At 60.7% G+C, this 20,114-nt stretch carries 12 protein-coding genes and 2 pseudogenes; 10 read left to right on the top strand and 4 right to left on the bottom strand.

From position 1 onward, the window contains the following. Positions 1–198, top strand: a 198-nt coding sequence (gene rlmJ, locus JFT80_RS17970; protein WP_201148774.1) for a 23S rRNA (adenine(2030)-N(6))-methyltransferase RlmJ, incomplete at its 5' end; no start/stop codon positions are given. A 149-nt stretch (positions 199–347) separates the two neighbouring features. Here the strand turns inward: rlmJ and msrA are convergent. The 4 genes from msrA to aceE all read right to left on the bottom strand — a co-directional run bounded on the left by msrA (position 348) and on the right by aceE (position 8,886). Then, positions 348–995, bottom strand: coding sequence for a peptide-methionine (S)-S-oxide reductase MsrA (gene msrA, locus JFT80_RS17965; protein ID WP_201148773.1), 648 nt, complete (start codon positions 993–995; stop codon positions 348–350). A 176-nt stretch (positions 996–1,171) separates the two neighbouring features. Continuing rightward, on the bottom strand, positions 1,172–3,865 hold the full coding sequence (locus JFT80_RS17960; RefSeq protein WP_201148772.1) for a bifunctional diguanylate cyclase/phosphodiesterase: 2,694 nt from the start codon (positions 3,863–3,865) through the stop codon (positions 1,172–1,174). 402 nt (positions 3,866–4,267) lie between these two features. Further along, positions 4,268–6,229 (bottom strand): dihydrolipoyllysine-residue acetyltransferase, encoded by a 1,962-nt coding sequence (aceF, locus tag JFT80_RS17955; RefSeq protein WP_201148771.1) that lies wholly within the window; start codon positions 6,227–6,229, stop codon positions 4,268–4,270. Between the two features lie 11 nt (positions 6,230–6,240). Then, positions 6,241–8,886: a pyruvate dehydrogenase (acetyl-transferring), homodimeric type gene (aceE, locus tag JFT80_RS17950; protein ID WP_201148770.1), complete on the bottom strand. Its 2,646-nt coding sequence runs from the start codon at positions 8,884–8,886 to the stop codon at positions 6,241–6,243. Between the two features lie 384 nt (positions 8,887–9,270). Here aceE and glnE point away from each other — a divergent pair. From glnE to JFT80_RS17905, 9 genes and pseudogenes are all read left to right on the top strand, one after another. Continuing rightward, positions 9,271–12,212: pseudogene (gene glnE / locus JFT80_RS17945) on the top strand (bifunctional [glutamate--ammonia ligase]-adenylyl-L-tyrosine phosphorylase/[glutamate--ammonia-ligase] adenylyltransferase). A gap of 52 nt (positions 12,213–12,264) precedes the next feature. Continuing rightward, a pseudogene (gene waaF, locus JFT80_RS17940) lies at positions 12,265–13,298 on the top strand (lipopolysaccharide heptosyltransferase II). A gap of 1 nt (position 13,299) precedes the next feature. Further along, complete coding sequence (gene waaC, locus JFT80_RS17935) at positions 13,300–14,361, top strand: lipopolysaccharide heptosyltransferase I (RefSeq protein WP_201148769.1); 1,062 nt, start codon at positions 13,300–13,302, stop codon at positions 14,359–14,361. After that, complete coding sequence (locus JFT80_RS17930) at positions 14,361–15,482, top strand: glycosyltransferase family 4 protein (protein WP_201148768.1); 1,122 nt, start codon at positions 14,361–14,363, stop codon at positions 15,480–15,482. The genes waaC and JFT80_RS17930 overlap by 1 nt, the downstream gene beginning before the upstream one ends. Continuing rightward, on the top strand, positions 15,482–16,288 hold the full coding sequence (gene rfaP, locus JFT80_RS17925) for a lipopolysaccharide core heptose(I) kinase RfaP (protein ID WP_201148767.1): 807 nt from the start codon (positions 15,482–15,484) through the stop codon (positions 16,286–16,288). Before JFT80_RS17930 ends, rfaP begins: the two co-directional genes overlap by 1 nt. Next, entirely contained in the window at positions 16,288–17,022 is a 735-nt protein-coding gene (locus tag JFT80_RS17920) for a lipopolysaccharide kinase InaA family protein (protein WP_201148766.1), read from the top strand. The genes rfaP and JFT80_RS17920 overlap by 1 nt, the downstream gene beginning before the upstream one ends. Next, positions 17,019–17,771: a lipopolysaccharide kinase InaA family protein gene (locus tag JFT80_RS17915; protein WP_201148765.1), complete on the top strand. Its 753-nt coding sequence runs from the start codon at positions 17,019–17,021 to the stop codon at positions 17,769–17,771. Before JFT80_RS17920 ends, JFT80_RS17915 begins: the two co-directional genes overlap by 4 nt. Then, a complete protein-coding gene (locus tag JFT80_RS17910; protein ID WP_201148764.1) occupies positions 17,771–19,219 on the top strand; it encodes a lipopolysaccharide kinase InaA family protein in 1,449 nt (482 codons plus the stop codon). Before JFT80_RS17915 ends, JFT80_RS17910 begins: the two co-directional genes overlap by 1 nt. Before the next feature lie 235 nt (positions 19,220–19,454). After that, a partial coding sequence (locus tag JFT80_RS17905) for a carbamoyltransferase N-terminal domain-containing protein (protein ID WP_307833109.1) occupies positions 19,455–20,114 on the top strand: 660 nt, incomplete at its 3' end.

Here is a 20,114-nt window from a genome sequence, read left to right as displayed (position 1 = left end):
GGCGCGCCGAAGTTATTGCGGGTTGAGCTGCTGGTGCATCCGCTGGACACGCCGAACAGTCTGAACGGCTCCGGGCTGGCGATTGCCAATCCGCCGTGGGGGCTGGAGGAAGAATTGCGTGAGCTGCTGCCGTGGTTGTCGAAGAAATTGGGCCAGACCCAGGGCGGGTGGCAGATGGACTGGTTGATCGCCGAATAATCGCCGAATAATAGCGGCGATCTAACACCCGTGTAGGAGCGAGCTTGCTCGCGAGAAGCCAGTGAGCACTGCGGGGTATCAGATTTCCCGCGTTATCGTTGACGACCATCGCCAGCAAGCTGGCTCCTACAGGGGGAAGCGGTGTCCGATCAGATCGGGCAAGTCACGCCAGTGCCGCCGATCCCGCAATAGCCTTCCGGGTTTTTCGCCAGGTACTGCTGGTGATACGCCTCGGCGAAATAGACCGTCGGCGCTTCTTCGATTTCGGTGGTGATGGTGCCTTTGCCGGCTTTGGTCAGCTCAGCCTGAAACACTTTCGCGCTGGCCTTGGCCGCTTCCAGTTGAGTCGGGTTGGTGGCATAGATCACCGAGCGATACTGCGTGCCGATGTCGTTGCCCTGACGCATGCCCTGCGTCGGGTTGTGCAGTTCCCAGAACATCGCCAGCAGCTCTTCGTAGCTGACTTTGGCCTTGTCATACACCACCAGCACCACTTCGGCGTGGCCGGTCAGGCCCGAGCAGACTTCTTCGTAGGTCGGGTTCGGCGTATAGCCGCCAGCGTAACCGACCACGGTGCTGACCACGCCTTCGCGCTGCCAGAAGCGGCGTTCCGCACCCCAGAAGCAACCCAGACCGAAAATCGCAAAGTCGACGTCCTGGAAAAACGGGCCAAGCAGCGGGGTTTCGTGGACGAAGTGCTTTTCAGGCAGGGTCATCGCGGTTTCGCGACCGGGTAGAGCTTGATCTTTAGTCGGGAGCACGTTTTTGTTCACCAGAATTTCCGAGCGCAGAACCATGATCGTTCCTCTCAGTCAGGATGGGATGTAAAAAAGTAGACCGCCAGTGTGCCCAATGATGCCGTTTAACGCACTACCCCTGTAGGAGTGAGCCTGCTCGCAATACGGTACGTCAGTGACGTGGACGCTGGCTGACACGACGCTATCGCCAGCAGGCTGGCTCCCACATGGGCGTCTCAGGCAATCGGGCCGCGCGGGTAGCGCTTGAGCGCCTGGATCAACTCGGCGCCGGGAATTGGCCGGTCAAACAGGTAGCCCTGGCCGACGTCGCAACGGTGGCGGCGCAGGAATGCCAGTTGTTCAGCCGTCTCGATGCCTTCGGCCACGACCTTGAGTTTCAGGTTGTGCGCCATGGCGATCACCGCTGAGGTGATTTCCATGTCGTCCTGGTTGTCCGGGATTTCGTGGATGAAGCTTCGATCGATCTTGATGATATCGATCGGGAATTTTTTCAGGTAGCTGAGCGACGAATAGCCGGTGCCGAAGTCGTCCATGGCCAGGGTCAGGCCCAGGCGCTTGAGCTGATCAAGCTGCAAGTGCGTGTCTTCGGTGGCTTCCAGCAACAGGCCTTCGGTCAGCTCCAGTTCGAGCAGATTGGCCGGCAGCGCTTCTTCCTTGAGGATGTTGGCGATGGAGGCGACCAGATCCGGGTCGGAGAACTGCTTGGGCGAGAGGTTGATCGCCACTTGCAGATTGCCCAGGCCCGCGGCGGTCAGCGCTTTGCTCATGCGGCAGGCCTGACGGGCGATCCATTTGCCGATCGGAATGATCAGGCCGGTCTCTTCGGCAACGCTGATGAACTGGTCGGGGCGGATCATGCCCTTGTCTGGATGGTTCCAGCGCAGCAGCGCTTCCATGCCCAGCAGGCGCCCACTGCGCAGGCACAGCTTGGGCTGGTAGAACACGTCCAGTTCATTCTGGGTCAGGGCGCGACGCAGGTTGTTCTCGACGAACAGTTTGTAGCTGGCCTCGGCATTCAACGTCTCGGTGAACACCTGAACCTGATGCTTGCCGTTGGCCTTGGCCTTGTGCAGCGCCAGGCCGGCGTTGCGCATCAGCGTCTGCGGGTCGCGGCCATGCAGCGGCGAGCAGGCCAGGCCTACAGACCCTGTGACGCTGATCAACTGGTTATCGACGAACATCGGTTTATCCAGCGTCGCCAACAATTGGTTGGCGATCTGCTGGCCGGTCGCAAGGTCAGTGTCGTCGAGCAGCACGGCAAACTCGTTACTGGCAAACCGCGCGAGGCTACCGCTCGGGCTCAGGCTGTTACGCAGACGCCGGGCAAGGCTGATCAGCAGTTTGTCGCCGGTCTGGTGGCCGAGGCTGTCGTTGATCCGCTTGAAGTTGTCGATGTCGACCAGCAACAGGCTGATCGGGGTATCGCTATCTCGGTCGAAGCGTTCGTCCAGATTGCGGATGAACGCCGGGCGGTTACCGAGGTTGGTCAGATTGTCTGTGTAGGCGAGGCGTTCGATTCGTTGCTGGGCGAGTTTGCTCTGGGTGATGTCTTCGTAGATGCCGATGTAATGCGTCAGCTCGCGGTTGTCGCCGTAAACCTTGGAGATCGACAACTGGCCCCAGTACGGTTCGAGGTTCTTGCGGCGGCTTTTGAATTCGCCCTGCCAACTGTTGCTCTTGGCCAGCGCCGAGGGTGCGTCGAACAATAATTCACTGAGGTTTTCCAGGGCCGGCAGCTCGGACAAGCGCTGGCCGTGGACTTCCTCGGTGGTGTACTGGGTGATCGCGGTGAAGCTCGGGTTGACGTATTCGACCACGCCGTCGCAATTGACCAGCAAAAAGGCGTTGGCGCTTTGCTCGACCGCACGCTGGAACAGGTGCAGGGCGCTGGTGGCGGTGCGACGGTTGTGGTTGTTGATGACTTGCGCGAACTGGTCGGCCAGCTCGCCGGCAAAGGCGATTTCGTCGGACTGCCAGGCTCGGGTGACGCCGGTCTGTTCCAGGCACAGGACGCCGACCACCTGGCCATCGACACGGATGCTCGCATCGAGCATCGCGTTGACGTCGCGCGGGCGCAGGGCTTCGGCCATCTCGCGGGTGCGCGGATCGCGCATCGCGTTATGTGCGTCGATCGCGCGACTGCTGTGCAGCGCGTCCATGTAGTCGGGGAAGCTGCTGACGTCGATCACGTCCGGCAGGATGTATTCCTGCGTGGCGCGGTGATAAGCGGAGATCGGCAGCAGCTGCTGGCCTTCGAGGTTCCACAGGCTGGCGCAGTCGATTTCATAGATATCGCAGGCGCAGCGGGTGATCAGCTCGGCGGCTTCTTGCAAGGAGTTGTGCGTGCTGTAGCGCTGACGCGCGAGCAGCAGAATCAAGTCCTGCTGGGCACGCACACGTTCCAGGTGTTGCAGTTGTTCCTGCTGGGCGCGCTGGTTGAGCTCGAGGGCTATTTGCAGGCGCGAATTCTGGGTTTCGAGGTCGACGCAGGGCAAAGGCGGCGCTTCACTGAACGCTTCGCCGACGGCTAGCAGATAGCCACGCAGCAGATGCCGGTTGTGTTGCTTATAGGCTTCGCCCAGTTCAAGGATGCTCAGCGCCCCGGCCGGGGTATGCAGGGTGTAGCGCACCAGATAATGCGGGCTGGCGCCGAGTTGTTGCTGGATCGCGTCGTGCAGCTGATAGCGCGCTTCCGGCTCCATCAGGCTGGCGTAGGGCGCACCGACCAGAGCGCAGAGCTCGACAGCCGGTTGACCGAATTGGCGTTCGCAGTTGGGATCAAGAAACAACATCGCCCAACTGGCTTCATTCAAGCGCTCGAAACGCAGCATGCCGAGCCGCGAGGGCACAGGCAACTGCGTCACTACCTCGGCCGCCATACGGCTGGCGGCATCGGGTTGGCTCTTCATGAAGGGAACTCGCTTGGAAATATGCTGAACGCGCCGGGCTCTCGCCCTCTTTACTGTTGCCTGCGGCAAGGTTGCATCATTGCGGCACTGACTGACAAGAGAGATGAAGGCCAAGTGCTATAAGAATGTGTCGGCAGGGATTGGGAATTCTGCAGTCGTGGGCCGAAAGTATTATTTTTCTGCCCGAAAGAATCGCAGCACCGAGGGCTGCGATCCGGGGGCGGGGGCAGCACAACGGAATATCGATTCTCTGCAACAGGTAGCCTGTACCGCCCGGCTGCAGGAAGCCTTGGTTAAAACATTCAGGCAAAAAAGCCCCGCCAAATGGGCGGGGTTGAGGTACGAGCGTGGCGCTCGGAAAACGCGAAACGCAACGGGCCCTCCAGGGAGGGCCGGCTGGTGTTACAGCAGGATGGTGCGGATGTCGGCCAGCAGGTCGCTCAGGCGCTTGGTGAAGCGTGCAGCAGCGGCGCCGTTGATCACACGGTGATCGTAGGACAGCGACAGTGGCAGCATCAGTTTCGGCTGGAAGGCTTTGCCATCCCAGACTGGCTGGATGGTTGCCTTGGAGACACCGAGGATCGCCACTTCCGGCGCGTTGACGATCGGCGTGAAGCCGGTGCCGCCAATGTGCCCGAGGCTGGAAATGGTGAAGCAGGCACCTTGCATGTCGTCAGCGGTGAGCTTCTTGTCGCGGGCTTTGGCAGCCAGCGCAGCCGCTTCAGCCGCAAGCTGCAGCAGGCTCTTCTGGTCGACGTTCTTGATGACCGGTACCAGCAGGCCATCCGGGGTGTCGACGGCGAAGCCGATGTTGATGTACTTCTTGCGGATGATCGCTTTGCCGCTTGGCGCCAGCGAACTGTTGAAGTCCGGCAGCTCCTTGAGCATGTGTGCGCACGACTTGAGCAGCAGCGGCAGGATGGTCAGCTTGACGCCGGCCTTCTCTGCAACGGCTTTCTGCGCCACGCGGAAGGCTTCCAGCTCGGTGATATCAGCCGAATCGAACTGAGTCACGTGCGGGATGTTCAGCCAGCTGCGGTGCAGGCTGGACGCGCCGATCTGCATCAGGCGAGTCATCGGCACTTCTTCGATTTCGCCGAAACGGCTGAAGTCGACGACCGGAATCGGCGGAATGCCCGCGCCACCGGTTGCGCCAGCAGCAGCGGCCGGTGCTTCCTTGGCCTTCTGCATCATCGCTTTGACGTAAACCTGCACGTCTTCTTTGAGGATGCGACCGTGCGGGCCGCTGGCGCCGACAGCGTTCAGCTCGACGCCGAACTCACGGGCCAGCTGGCGAACCGCCGGGCCGGCGTGAACCTTGGCGCCCGGCTTGGCCGGGGCCGCGGCTGGAGCGGCAGCAGGTGCAGCGGCAGCCGGAGCAGCAGCGGCAGGTGCTGGAGCGCTTGGAGCAGCAGCGGCAGCTGGAGCCGGGTCAGCAGCAGGCGCTGCGCCTTTGACTTTCAGCTTGAGAATCAGGTCGCCAGTACCGACTTCGTCATCCAGCTTGATGGAAATGCTTTCCACCACGCCAGCGGCAGGCGATGGGATTTCCATGCTCGCCTTGTCGGATTCCAGAGTGATCAGCGACTGATCGGCTTCAACGCTGTCGCCAGCCTTGACCAACACTTCGATGATCTTGGCTTTGCCAGCCGAACCGATGTCCGGAACGTGGATGTCCTGAACGCTGTCGGCTACCGGCGCCGCTGGAGCAGCTGCCGGAGCAGGCGCAGCAGCAGCGGCTGGTGCAGCAGCCTGAGCCGGAGCGGCAGCAGCAGGGGCCGCAGCACCCGCCACTTCCAGATCCAGAATCAGGTCGCCCGTGCCCACTTCGTCATTGAGCTTGACGCTGATGCTCTTGACCACGCCAGCGGCAGGCGAAGGGATTTCCATGCTCGCCTTGTCGGACTCCAGGGTGATCAGCGACTGATCAGCCTCGACGGTGTCGCCGACCTTGACCTGGATCTCGATGATCTGGGCCTTGCCCGACGAACCGATGTCCGGCACATGCACTTGCTGTACGGAGGCAGCAGCAGGCGCCGCAGCTGGAGCGGCTGCAGCAGGCGCTGCCGCCGGTTTCTCTTCAGCCTTGGCTGCCGGCGCTGCGGCAGCCGCAGGTGCCGCAGCCGCGTCACCCTCGACTTCCAGCTCAAGCAGTTCGTCGCCTTCTTTCAGACGGTCGCCCAGCTTCACCTTGAGGCTTTTGACGATGCCGGCTTTCGGGGCCGGCACTTCCATGCTGGCCTTGTCCGATTCCAGGGTCAGGATGCTCTGGTCGGCTTCGATACGGTCGCCGACCTTCACAAACAGTTCAATTACTTCACCTTCACCGCTGCCGATGTCAGGTACGCGAATGAGTTCGCTCACAAAATGTCTCCTCAGCAGTCCAGTGGGTTGCGTTTTTCCGGGTCGATGCCGAACTTGACGATGGCTTCAGCCACCACCTTAGGTTCGATATCACCACGGTCAGCCAGTGCTTCCAGGGCTGCCAACACCACGAAATGACGGTCAACTTCGAAGAAATGACGCAGTTTCTTGCGGCTGTCGCTGCGGCCGAAACCGTCGGTGCCCAGGACTTTGAATTCCTTGGACGGGACCCACTGACGGATCTGCTCGGCGAACAGTTTCATGTAGTCGGTAGAGGCGATGACCGGACCTTTACGGCCGTTCAGGCACTCTTCGACGTAGCTCAGCTTAGGCTTCTGGCCCGGCTTCAGACGGTTGCTGCGCTCTACAGCGAGGCCGTCGCGACGCAGTTCGTTGAAGCTGGTAACGCTCCATACGTCAGCGCCAACGTTGAACTCTTCACGCAGAATCTTCGCCGCTTCACGGACTTCACGCAGGATGGTGCCGGAGCCCATCAGCTGTACGTGGTGCGCCGCATCGCGGGTGTCTTCCTCGAGCAGGTACATGCCTTTCTTGATGCCTTCTTCGGCACCGGCCGGCATGGCTGGCTGCTGGTACGACTCGTTCATCACGGTGATGTAGTAGAAGATGTCCTGTTGCTCTTCGGTCATCTTCTTCATGCCGTCCTGAATGATCACCGCCAGCTCGTAGCCGTAGGTTGGATCGTAGGTGCGGCAGTTCGGGATGGTCGCGGCCAACAGGTGGCTATGACCGTCTTCGTGTTGCAGACCTTCACCGTTCAGGGTGGTCCGGCCGGCGGTGCCGCCGATCAGGAAGCCACGGGTGCGGCTGTCGCCAGCGGCCCAGGCCAGGTCACCAATACGCTGGAAGCCGAACATCGAGTAGAAGATGTAGAACGGCAGCATCGGCTGGTTGTGGCTGGAGTACGAAGTACCGGCAGCGATGAAGGAGCTCATGGCGCCTGCTTCGTTGATGCCTTCTTCAAGGATCTGACCTTTCTGGTCTTCCTTGTAGAACATCACCTGGTCTTTATCGACTGGCTCGTAGAGCTGGCCGACGGACGAGTAGATGCCGAGCTGACGGAACATGCCTTCCATACCAAAGGTACGGGCTTCGTCCGGGATGATCGGAACGATGCGCGGGCCGATTTCCTTGTCCTTGACCAGTTGTGCGAGGATCCGCACGAAAGCCATGGTGGTGGAAATTTCACGGTCGCCGGAACCGTCAAGGATGGCCTTGAGGGTGTCCAGATCCGGCGTCGGCACGCTGAAGCTTTGTGCGCGGCGCTGAGGTACGAAACCGCCCAGTGCAGTGCGACGCTCGCTGAGGTAGCGGGCTTCGGCGCTGTTTGGCTCTGGCTTGAAGAACGGCAGGTTCTCCAGCTCTTCGTCCTTGACCGGAATGTCGAAACGATCGCGGAACAACTTCAGGCTGTCGACATCGACTTTCTTGGTGTTGTGCGCAGTGTTTTTCGCTTCGCCGGCACCGGTGCCATAACCCTTGATGGTCTTGGCGAGGATGACGGTAGGCTGTTCTTTGTGGTTGACCGCTTCGTGGTACGCCGCGTAGACCTTGTACGGGTCGTGGCCGCCACGGTTGAGTTTCCAGATCTCGTCGTCAGACAGATCAGCAACCATCGCCTTGAGTTCTGGCGAGTTGAAGAAGTGTTCACGGACGAACGCGCCGTCTTTGGCTTTGTAGTTCTGGTACTCGCCGTCGATGACTTCGTCCATGCGACGTTGCAGGATGCCGTCGACGTCTTTGGCCAGCAGTGGGTCCCAGAAACGGCCCCAGATGACTTTGGTCACGTTCCACTGAGCACCGCGGAACACGCCTTCGAGTTCCTGGATTATCTTGCCGTTGCCGCGAACCGGGCCGTCGAGGCGCTGCAGGTTGCAGTTGATGACGAAGATCAGGTTGTCCAGCTTCTCGCGGCCGGCCAGGGAGATTGCGCCCAGGGATTCCGGCTCGTCGCACTCGCCGTCGCCCAGGAAGCACCAGACTTTCTGTTTGCCCGGCTGGATGAAACCGCGGTGCTCCAGGTACTTCATGAAGCGTGCCTGGTAGATCGCTTGAATCGGACCCAGACCCATGGATACGGTCGGGAACTGCCAGAAGTCAGGCATCAGCCAAGGGTGCGGGTAGGACGACAGGCCCTGACCGTCGACTTCCTGGCGGAAGTTGTTCATCTGGTCTTCGGTGATGCGGCCTTCCATGAACGCACGGGCGTAAACGCCTGGCGAGGTGTGGCCCTGGAAGTAGATCAGGTCGCCGCCGTGTTCATCGGTAGGGGCCTGGAAGAAGTAGTTGAAGCCGATGTCGTACAGGGTCGCACTGGAAGCGAAGCTGGAGATGTGTCCGCCCAGGTCCGAATCTTTCAAGTTCGTACGCATTACCATGGCCATCGCGTTCCAGCGTACCAGCGAGCGAATGCGGCGTTCCATGAACAGGTCGCCAGGCATGCGTGCTTCGTGGGTAACCGGGATGGTGTTGCGGTAAGGCGTGGTGATGGCGTAAGGGAGTTGCGAGCCGCTGCGGGTCGCGAGTTCGCCCATACGGGTCATCAGATAGTGAGCACGGTCTTCGCCTTCTTTGTCGAGAACCGATTCCAGGGCGTCCAGCCATTCCTGGGTTTCGACGGGATCGAGGTCTTGCATGGCTTGCTCCAGGGCGGAAAGGCTTCCAGAATCGGTTGCCTGAGTTTGCGACTGGCCTTGTGGGCAGACGATTTAAAATTCTTGGATTGCCGACAGGTTGTTCCGGCGGCGTGTAGTTTTACTACAAATCTTCCGGCATTTCAGCCTTTCGAATGTATAGACGAGTAGTAAAACTACAGAAGAATGGCTTGTGGCCTCCGGCCGCGTTGTGAGAATAATCGTTAAGGTTGGTCTTTTGCCATCCGAAAAAGGTGAAAGTTTGATGTTCACTGCCAAAGAAAAAGAATTTTCAGCTATTTCTAACTTTTGTTCGACAGTCCATCGCGTAGCGGGTTTTCACCATTCACTACAAGCGGCCATTTACACGCCGATCAAGGATAGACCATGACCCTGCCCGTGCTTGCCGAACTGCCTGCCATTCTCCTGCCGTTGGTCACTCGTTCCGAGCAGTCGTTCCGTACGGCTGTCGCCTCGCTTGAAGACGATCACGGCTTCGCGACCTGGACGCCAGAACGCTGGGCGCAATTCGCCCGCGTCAGTGCCGCCAGCGAGTTTGTCATTGAACAGAGCGTTCGTGACCCTTTGATGTTGCTGTCGCTGGTGCAGTCCGGCGAGCTCGATCGCCCGTATGCCGCTGGTGAGCTGTGCGCGCAGATTGCGGCTGCGGTGAATGCCGCACAGAGCGAAGATGAGCTCGGTCGTGTCCTGCGCCGCCAACGTGCGCGCCATCAGGTGCGGATCATCTGGCGTGACCTGAACCGTCAGGCCGATCTGGTGCAGACCTGCCGCGACCTCTCGGACATGGCTGACGCGACCATCGACCAGGCCTATCAATGGTTGTACAGCCGCCATTGTCAGCAGTTCGGCACGCCGACCGGGCGCCGTAGCGGTCTGCCGCAGCAGATGGTCATCCTCGGCATGGGCAAGCTCGGTGCGGTGGAGTTGAACCTGTCTTCGGACATCGACCTGATTTTCGCCTACCCCGAGGGCGGTGAAACCGTCGGCGTGAAACGCGCGCTGGATAACCAGGAATTTTTTATCCGCCTCGGCCAGCGCCTTATCAAGGCGCTGGACCCGATGACGGTCGACGGTTTTGTCTTCCGCGTCGACATGCGCTTGCGCCCGTACGGATCGGCGGGTGCATTGGTGCTGAGCTTCAATGCGCTGGAGCAGTATTACCAGGATCAGGGCCGCGACTGGGAACGCTACGCGATGATCAAGGCGCGTGTGGTCGCGGGCGATCAAGTGGCCGGCGCGCAGTTGCTCGACATGCTGCGCCCGTTCGTTTATAGGCGTTACCTGGACTTCTCGGCGATCGAAGCGCTGCGCACGATGAAGCAGTTGATCCAGCAGGAAGTGCGGCGCAAGGGCATGGCCGACAATATTAAGTTGGGCTCCGGCGGGATCCGTGAGGTCGAGTTTATTGCTCAGGCCTTCCAGCTGATCCACGGTGGCCGCGACTTGAGTCTGCAGCAGCGGCCTCTATTAAAAGTATTGAGCACGCTGGAGGGCCAAGGTTATCTGCCGCCGGCGGTGATCAGTGAGCTGCGCGAAGGCTACGAATTCTTGCGGTACACCGAGCACGCGATTCAGGCGATTGCCGACCGCCAGACCCAGATGCTGCCGGACGGCGCGCAGGATCAGGCGCGTATTGCGTTCATGCTCGGTTTCGCCGACTGGGAGGCGTTCCACGAAAAACTGATGTTCTGGCGCGGTCGCGTCGCTTGGCATTTCGCCCAGGTGATCGCTGACCCCGACGAGGACGAAGGCACCGAAAGCGAAGTGGTGGTCGGTGGTGAATGGCTGCCGCTGTGGGAAGAGGCGCAGGATGAAGAGGCCGCTTGCCGTCAGTTGCAAGAGGGCGGTTTTGCCGATGCCACCAGGGCCCTGAAGGCACTCGCCGGTTTGCGCGGCAGCCCGCAGTTGCGGGCGATGCAGCGGCTGGGGCGGGAGCGTCTCGATGCGTTTATTCCGCGTCTGTTGGCGCAGGCGGTCGAGCATGCCAACCCTGATCTGGTGCTTGAACGGGTGCTGCCGCTGGTTGAAGCGGTTGCCCGGCGTTCGGCTTATTTAGTGTTGCTGACGGAAAACCCCGGGGCGTTGCGCCGCTTGCTTACCCTGTGCGCGGCGAGTCCGTGGATTGCCGAGCAGATCACTCGTTTCCCGCTACTGCTAGACGAGTTGCTTAACGAAGGCCGACTGTTCAAGCCGCCGCTGGCGCCCGAGTTGGCCGCCGAATTGCGCGAGCGACTGACGCGGATTCCCGAAGAAGACCTTGAACAACAAATGGAGGCTCTGCGCCATTTCAAGCTGGCGCATCGCTTGCGCGTTGCCGCCTCGGAAATCGCCGGCAGCCTGCCATTGATGAAAGTCAGCGATTATCTGACCTGGCTGGCCGAGGCGATTCTCGAACAAGTGCTGGCCTTGGCCTGGCGTCAGACGGTCGCCAAGTACGGCACGCCGTTGCGTACCGACGGTACCTTGTGCGATCCCGGGTTCATCATTGTCGGTTACGGGAAAGTCGGTGGTCTGGAACTGGGGCATGGTTCGGATCTGGATCTGGTATTCATCCACGACGGTGATCCTCAGGCAGAAACCGATGGGGCGAAGCCGATCGATGGCGCGCAATTCTTCACCCGGCTTGGCCAGCGGATCATTCACTTGCTGACGGCGCAAACCAACTCGGGCCAGTTATATGAAGTGGATATGCGCTTGCGGCCGTCCGGTGCCTCGGGGTTGCTGGTGAGTTCGCTGGGCGCGTTTGCCCGCTATCAAGAAAATGAAGCATGGACATGGGAGCACCAGGCATTGGTGCGGGCGCGGGTGCTGGTAGGTAGCCAGGACGTCGGTCAGGCATTTGAGAAGGTGCGAGCCACGGTGCTGGGCAAGGCGCAGGGACTTGCCAACCTTGCGCCAGGAGGTCAGCGAGATGCGTGCGAAGATGCGCGATAATCTTGGCAGCAAGAGTACGGCGGCCGGCACGGCGGCAAATGCCTTCGAGGCCACGGCGCCGTTCGATCTCAAGCAGGACGCCGGAGGTATCGTCGATATTGAATTTATGGTGCAATACGCGGCCCTGGCGTGGTCGCAAACGCCACCCGCCATTGCTGCGCTGGACCGACAACATCCGCATTCTGGAAGAGCTGGAACACGAAGGGCTGATGCCTGCCGAAGACGCCAGCCTGTTGCGCGAGGCCTACAAAGCCTACCGCTCCGCCGCTCACCGGCAGGCCTTGCAGAAGGACGCCGGAGTGATTGCAGGCGACCAGTTTGTCAAAGAACGCCGGCAGGTGTTGCGGATATGGAAAGAGATGGGGCTAAGCTGATTCTCGAGGCGGGGAGGCGTAAATGCCTCCCCGGTTCGTTTTTGGAAACCACATGAATATTCTGATCGTTGGGCCCAGTTGGGTCGGTGACATGGTGATGGCGCAGACACTGTTTCAGTGTCTCAAACAGCGCCACCCGCAATGCGAAATCGACGTGCTGGCCCCCGAGTGGAGCCGGCCGATCCTTGAGCGCATGCCCGAAGTGCGCAAGGCCTTGAGCTTTCCGCTCGGTCACGGCGCGCTGGAATTGGCGACACGCCGACGCATCGGTAAATCCCTGGCCGGCCAGTACGATCAGGCGATCCTGCTGCCCAACTCGCTGAAGTCGGCACTGGTGCCGTTCTTTGCCGGCATCAAGAAGCGCACCGGCTGGCGCGGCGAATTCCGCTACGGCCTGCTCAACGACGTGCGCACGCTCGACAAAGAGCGCTATCCGCTGATGATCGAGCGCTTCATGGCGCTGGCTTACGAGCCAAACGCCGAGTTGCCGAAACCCTATCCGCGCCCAAGCCTGCAAATCGATCCGGTCACCCGCGAAGCGGCGCTGGCCAAGTTCGGCCTGGCCCTCGACCGCCCGGTGCTGGCGCTGTGCCCGGGCGCCGAGTTCGGCGAATCCAAGCGCTGGCCCTCCGAGCATTACGCCCAGGTTGCCGAAGCCAGGATTCGCGAGGGTTGGCAGGTGTGGCTGTTCGGTTCGAAAACGACCACTCCGGTTGGCGAAGACATCCGCGCCCGGCTGATCCCGGGCTTGCGTGAAGAGTCGGTGAACCTGAGCGGCGGAACGTCCCTGGCCGAGGCCATCGATTTGCTGTCCTGTGCCGACTCGGTGGTGTCCAACGATTCCGGCCTGATGCACGTGGCCGCTGCGTTGAACCGACCGCTGGTGGCCGTGTATGGCTCCACCTCTCCAGGGTTCACACCCCCCTGGCCGAGCATGTCGAAATTGTCCGCCTGGGCATCGAATGCAGCCCCTGCTTTGACCGTACGTGCCGTTTCGGTCATTACAACTGCCTGCGCCAGCTTATGCCGCAAGCGGTGAACGAAGCCTTGCAGCGGTTGCAGGGCACTGTGGTCGAGGTCAATTAATTTGCGGGTCCTGTTGATCAAGACGTCTTCGCTCGGTGACGTGATCCATGCGTTACCGGCGCTGACGGACGCGGCCCGGGCGATTCCCGGCATTCAATTCGACTGGGTGGTGGAAGAGGGCTTCGCGGAGATCCCGACCTGGCATCCTGCGGTGGGCAAGGTGATTCCGGTCGCGATTCGTCGCTGGCGCAAAAACATCTGGCAGACCATCAGGAGCGGCGAGTGGAAGCGCTTCAAGCAAAGCATTCGCGCGACAAAATATGATCTGGTGATTGATGCCCAGGGCCTGTTGAAAAGTGCCTTGCTGACTCGTTATGTCAAGGCGCCGGTGGCAGGCCTCGATAAAGGTTCGGCACGTGAGCCGATCGCGGCACGTTTCTATGATCGGCGCCTGGCAGTTGCCCGCGGCCAGCATGCCGTGGAGCGAGTACGCCAATTGTTCGCCATCGCCCTGGGCTACGACTTGCCCAAGGGCCTGGGCGACTATGGCCTGAACGTCGAACGTCTGGTCGAGCTGCCGCGCAAGAATCCCTACGTTTTGTTCCTGCACGGCACCACCTGGGACACCAAGCACTGGCCCGAGGCCTATTGGCGAGAGCTGGCCGAGCGCGTTGGCTACCTGGGCGTCGGCGTGAAGCTGGCTTGGGGCAACCCGGCCGAAAAAGCGCGCGCCGAGCGCATCGCCAAGGACATGCGCCACGTTGAAGTCCTGCCCAAGCTGAACCTGGCGGGCGTTGGCAAAGTGCTGGCCGGGGCGCAGGCCTGCGTGGCGGTGGATACCGGTCTTGGCCATCTGGCAGCGGCGCTGGACGTGCCGACCATTTCGCTGTTTGGCCCGACCAACCCGGGCCTGACCGGCGCTTACGGCAAATTGCAGATTCACCTGGCCAGCGACTTCCCGTGCGCGCCGTGCCTGCAAAAGAAATGTACCTATCAACCGACGGCCGAAGATGCCAGCCGGTTTGACCTGAAACGCGAGTGGCCGCTGTGCTTCACGCGTCTGAACCCCGAGCGTGTCGCCAGCCGACTGAGCACGTTGTTAATGGCTGAGGAGCTGCGCTGATGCAATTGGCATTCGTCCTGTACAAATATTTCCCGTTTGGTGGCTTGCAGCGCGACTTCATGCGCATCGCCCTCGAATGTCAGAAGCGCGGCCATCAGATCCGTGTCTACACGCTGATCTGGGAAGGCGATGTGCCGCCCGGTTTTGAAGTGCTGGTGGCGCCGGTCAAGGCGTTCTTCAATCATCGTCGCAATGAAAAACTCAGCGCGTGGATGGAGGCGGACCTGGCGAAGCGCCCGGTCGATCGTCTGATCGGCTTCAACAAGATGCCGGGGCTCGATGTCTATTACGCCGCCGACGGCTGCTTCGAAGACAAGGCGCAAAACCTGCGCCATTCGCTCTACCGTCGCTGGGGTCGTTATCGCCACTTCGCCGAGTACGAGCGCGCGGTGTTCGCCAAAGATGCGAAGACCGAAGTGCTGATGATTTCCGAAGTGCAGCAACCGCTGTTCATCAAGCATTACGACACGCCGATCGAGCGCTTCCATCTGCTGCCGCCGGGCATTGCCCAGGATCGTCGTCGCCCGGCAGATGCCGATGAAATCCGCGCCGCTTTCCGCGCCGAATTCAACCTCAAGGACGACGAACTGCTGCTGGTGCAGATCGGCTCCGGGTTCAAGACCAAAGGTGTTGATCGCAGCCTCAAGGCGCTGGCCGGATTGCCTGCCGATCTGAAAAAACGTACCCGGCTGTTTGTAATTGGCCAGGACGACCCCAAGATATTCCAGATGCAGAGTGCGACATTGGGCCTCGGCGATAACGTGACCTTCCTTAAAGGACGCAGCGATATCCCGCGTTTCCTGCTCGGTGCCGATCTGTTGATCCACCCGGCGTACAACGAAAACACCGGCACCGTGTTGCTTGAAGCGCTGGTCGCCGGCTTGCCGGTGCTGGTCAGCGCGGTCTGCGGTTACGCCCATTACATTGCCGAAGCGGATGCCGGGCGAGTGCTGGACGAGCCGTTCGATCAGGCGCAGCTGACGCAATTCCTGACGGACATGTTGCATGACGACGCTGCACGCGCGACGTGGAGCCGCAATGGTCTGGCCTTCGCCGAGACGGCCGACCTCTACAGCATGCCGCAGCACGCGGCCGATGTGATTCTGGCGGAGCACGCTTAATGAAGTTGATGCTGGCTGAACCGTTCAAAAGTCTTTGGGCCGGACGCGACCCGTTCGCCGAAGTCGAAGGCTTGCAGGGCGAGGTTTACCGCGAGCTGGAAGCTCGCCGCACGCTACGCACGGAAGTCGACGGCAACGGATTTTTCGTGAAGATTCACCGTGGCATCGGCTGGGGCGAAATCTTCAAGAACCTGCTGACTGCCAAGCTGCCGGTACTCGGTGCGGGTCAGGAGTGGAAGGCGATCCAGCGTTTGCAGGAAGTCGGTGTGCCGACCATGACCGCCGTGGCGTATGGCGAAAAGGGCAGCAACCCGGCGGATCAGCACTCGTTCATCGTCACCGAAGAGCTGGCGCCGACCGTCAGCCTCGAAGACTTCAGCATCGACTGGGTCAAGCAGCCGCCCGAGCCGAAACTCAAGCGTGCGCTGATCGCCGAAGTCGCACGCATGACCGGCATGATGCACCGCGCCGGGGTCAATCACCGCGACTGCTACATCTGTCACTTCCTGCTGCACACCGACAAACCGGTGACGGCGGAAGATTTCAAACTGTCGGTGATCGACCTGCACCGCGCTCAGACCCGCGCGAAAATTACTCAGCGCTGGCGCAATAAGGATCTGGCCGCGCTGTACTTTTCGGCGCTGGACATCGGCCTGACCCGCCGCGACAAGCTGCGCTTCCTCAAGGGCTATTTCCAGCAACCGCTACGGCAGATTCTGGGCGAAGAAGCGCCGTTGCTGAACTGGCTGGAAGGCAAGGCCAACAAGCTCTACGCGCGTAAACAGCGTTACGGAGATGCGCTCTGATGGCGGGTTGGACGCTTGAACCTGAATACAGTGATCTCGCCGAAGACTTTGGCAGCCTCGAAGCGGTATTTGCCTTGCAAGGCGAACGCCTGACCCGCGATCCGCTGTCCGAAGTCGTTCGCGTCGAGCGCAGCGGCATCAACTATTACGTCAAACGCTACGTCGGCGCCGGTAAAGGCTTGCGCCGTTACCTCGGCAAGCCGCGCGTGAAGATGGAGTGGCAGAACCTCAAGCGCTTCGCCAAGTGGGGCATTCCCACTGCCGAAGTGGTGGCCTGGGGGCTGGAGCGCCGTGGCGCGGCGTACGACCGTGGCGCGATGATCACCCGCGAATTGCCGCGCACCGAAGACCTCTCGGCGCTGGCCGAGCGCAACGATCCGAAGCTCAAGGATCGCGCCTGGGTCGATGGTGTCAGCCGACAATTGGCCGGCTATACACGGACCATGCACGACCACCGCTTTACCCATAACGATCTGAAGTGGCGCAACCTGCTGATCGACGATCAGGCGCGACTGTTTCTGATCGATTGCCCGAATGGCGATTTCTGGCGCGGCTTCTGGCTCAAATACCGCATCACCAAGGATCTGGCCTGCCTCGACAAGGTGGCCAAATATCACCTGTCGAACACCCAGCGCCTGCGCTTCTATCTGCAATATCGTGGGCGTGATCGCCTGAATGCCGCTGACAAGAAGCGCATTCGCCACGTGGTGAGATTTTTCGAGGGACGCGAATGACTGATTTTCTGGCCGCCGAAGACCGTGCGCTACTTGAGCGCAATGGCCTCGGCACCTTCGACGCCCTGTGGGCCAAGCAGCTTGAAGCGGTGGACGAACCGAACACCGACGGCGGCGGCTGGAGCAGCGTGTTTCGCCTGGAGCTGGAAGGCCACGCCTACTACCTCAAGCGGCAGTGCAATTACCAAATGCGTACGTTGCATGCGCCTTTTGGCGAGCCGAGTTTCGCCCGGGAGTTTCGCAATATCAGTCGCTATGAAAGCCTGGGCATTCCGGCGCTGCAAGCGGCGTTTTTCGGGCAGCGCAAGGTCAACGGCGAGGTCCGCGCAATCTTGCTGACCCGCGCCCTCGATGGCTGGGACGATCTCGATTCGTTATTGCAGCGTTGGTCGCAACTTGGCGAGGTGGAGCAGTCGGCGATCATCCAGGCCTGTGGCCAGCTGGCTCGGCGTCTGCACGGTTTGCGTCAGGTGCACGGCTGTTTTTATCCCAAGCACATCTTTTTGCAGGCTGACGGCAGCGGTTATCAGGCGCAGTTGATCGATCTGGAAAAAACCCGGCCCTTGTTGTTCGGCCTGCGTGATCGGGTCAAGGATCTGGAGCCTTTGCTGCGTCGTGCGCCGCAGTGGAACGACGCACAAGTGCGTGAGTTGCTGGCGGTTTACCTGGATCAGCCAGTGGCCAGTTCACTGATCGACAGCTGGCTGCAGCGCCTGGGTGCGCGGCGCGGTCACAAGGAGGCGCGCTGATGCGTTTGTCCGAACTGAAGCATGCAGGGCGTAACCCGGGCCTGCCATTGAGCATCTCACTGGCCGATGCCGCCGGGCCAGCCAACTTGCAGTTGCTGAGCTTGCTGCGCGTGCTGCCTGGGCAGCGATACGTTGGTGCTGGCGTTTGGCGCGGCCGTCCCGTGCTGGCCAAGTTACTGGTCGGCGCTAAAGCGTCGCGGCATTTCCAGCGCGAACTGGACGGCGTGAAATTGCTCGCCGCTCAACACTTGACCACGCCGCTGCTGTTGGCGGATGGCTTGAAAGAGGGCGAGGGCGGCTGGCTGCTGTTCGAATTCCTCGAAGGCGCAGAAAGTCTTGGCGATGCGTGGCAACAGGTCGAGTCGTTGCCCGTACTCGCCGATGAGCAATCGGCGGTATTGGCCGAGGCGCTCGGCGCCATCGCTCAACTGCATTGCAAAGGCTTGTGGCAGGCAGATCTGCACCTCGACAATCTGCTGCGTCACGGCGGTCATTTGTACTTGATCGACGGCGCCGGAATCTGTGCGGAAACCGCCGGCCAGCCGTTGTCGCGGCAGAAAGTGCTGGAAAACCTCGGGGTATTTTTTGCCCAGTTGCCCAAGTCGCTGGAGCCGTTCACCGAAGAGTTGCTGGTGTATTACCTGCTGAGCAACGCCGAGCACGCGCTGCCGCTGGAAGCGTTGCAGAAACAGATCGACAAAGTGCGCGCCTGGCGCCTGCGCGATTACCTGATCAAGGTTGGCCGCGAGTGCACGCTGTTTGCGGTACAGCGCGGTGCGTTCGCTTTGCGCGCTATTCGTCGCGAGGAAGAAGCGGCGATGGTGCCGGTGCTGGAACAGGCCGATGCGCTGCTCGATCAGGGCCACTTGTACAAGACCGGCGGCGCGGCGAGCGTTGGCAAGGTTGACGTGGCCGGGCGCACGCTGGTGATCAAACGCTACAACATCAAGAACTTTGCGCATTGGCTCAAACGCTTCTGGCGCCCGAGCCGCGCGTGGCATTCGTGGCGCGAAGGCAATCGTCTGACGTTCCTCGGCATCGCCACGCCGAAACCGCTGGCCGTGCTGGAAAAACGTTTCCTGTGGCTGCGCAGCCGCGCTTACCTGGTCACTGAGTTTCTACCGGGGCCGGACATCATCGAGCGCTTTGCACCGTACGTTGAAAGCGGCGCCGCGCCGGAATCCGAGTTGCAGGCGCTGGATCAGCTGTTCGCGCGCTTGATCGCCGAGCGCATCAGCCATGGTGATTTCAAGGGCCATAACCTCTTTTGGCAGGACGATCGCTGGGCGCTGATCGACCTCGACTCGATGTGCCAACACGGCTCCCTCGGCAGCTTCGCCCCGGCCTACGCCCGGGATCGCGCGCGGTTCATGCGCAACTGGCCAGAAAACAGCGCGCTGTATCAATTGATTGATCAGCGTTTGCCGAAAAGTATCGATCGAGTCTGAAGACTTAAAAGATCGCAGCCTTCGGGAGCTCCTGCATTTGGAATGCAACTTCCTGCAGGAGCTGACGAAGGCTGCGATCTTTTGATCCTCAACGCTGTGCGGCAAATAGGTCTGGGTCATTCGCGCCACGTTTACGCTATAATCCCGCCCTTTAGCTGTCTCTCGCCCGGTGCGAGGGCACATCAATTTTCAAGGCGCATCGCGCCTGCATGCAGACTAAAGAGGCTAGACCCCTGTGGCATTGACGATTCTTGGCCTGTCCGGCGCCCTTAGCCATGATCCTTCTGCAGCCTTGTACATCGACGGCAAGTTGGTGGCAGCTGCTGAAGAAGAGCGCTTCGTACGCGATAAGCATGCAAAGAACCGCATGCCCTACGAGTCGGCGAAATTCTGCCTTGAGCAGGCTGGCATCAAGCCGTCCGACGTTGACGTAGTAGCCATTCCGTTCGCGCCGATCAGCCTGTTCGGTGAGGCTCGCTGGCACTACGCCAAGCGCTACTGGTACGCACCGGATCGCGCCCTCGATGCGATCCTGATGGGCAACCGTCGCTACAAGCGCTATCGCAACAAGATCGTCTGGTGCCTTGAACAACTGGGTTTTGATCCGAAAAAGATCAAGATCGAGCCGGTTGAGCACCATCTGGCTCACGCCTCCAGCGCCTATCACTGCTCCGGTTTCAAAGAGAAAACCGCGATCCTCGGCATCGACGGCAAGGGTGAGTACGCCACGACCTTCTTCGGTTACGGCGAAAACGGCAAGATCCACAAGATCAAGGAATTCTTCGATCCGGACTCCCTCGGCGGCCTCTACGGCGCGATCACCGAGTTCCTCGGTTTCGAGATGCTCGACGGTGAGTTCAAGGTCATGGGCATGGCGCCATATGGCGACGCCAGC

Source organism: Pseudomonas sp. TH10, assembly GCF_016651255.1.
In the GTDB taxonomy this organism is placed as follows: Bacteria; Pseudomonadota; Gammaproteobacteria; order Pseudomonadales; family Pseudomonadaceae; genus Aquipseudomonas.
This window is presented reverse-complemented; position numbering and strand designations above follow the sequence as displayed.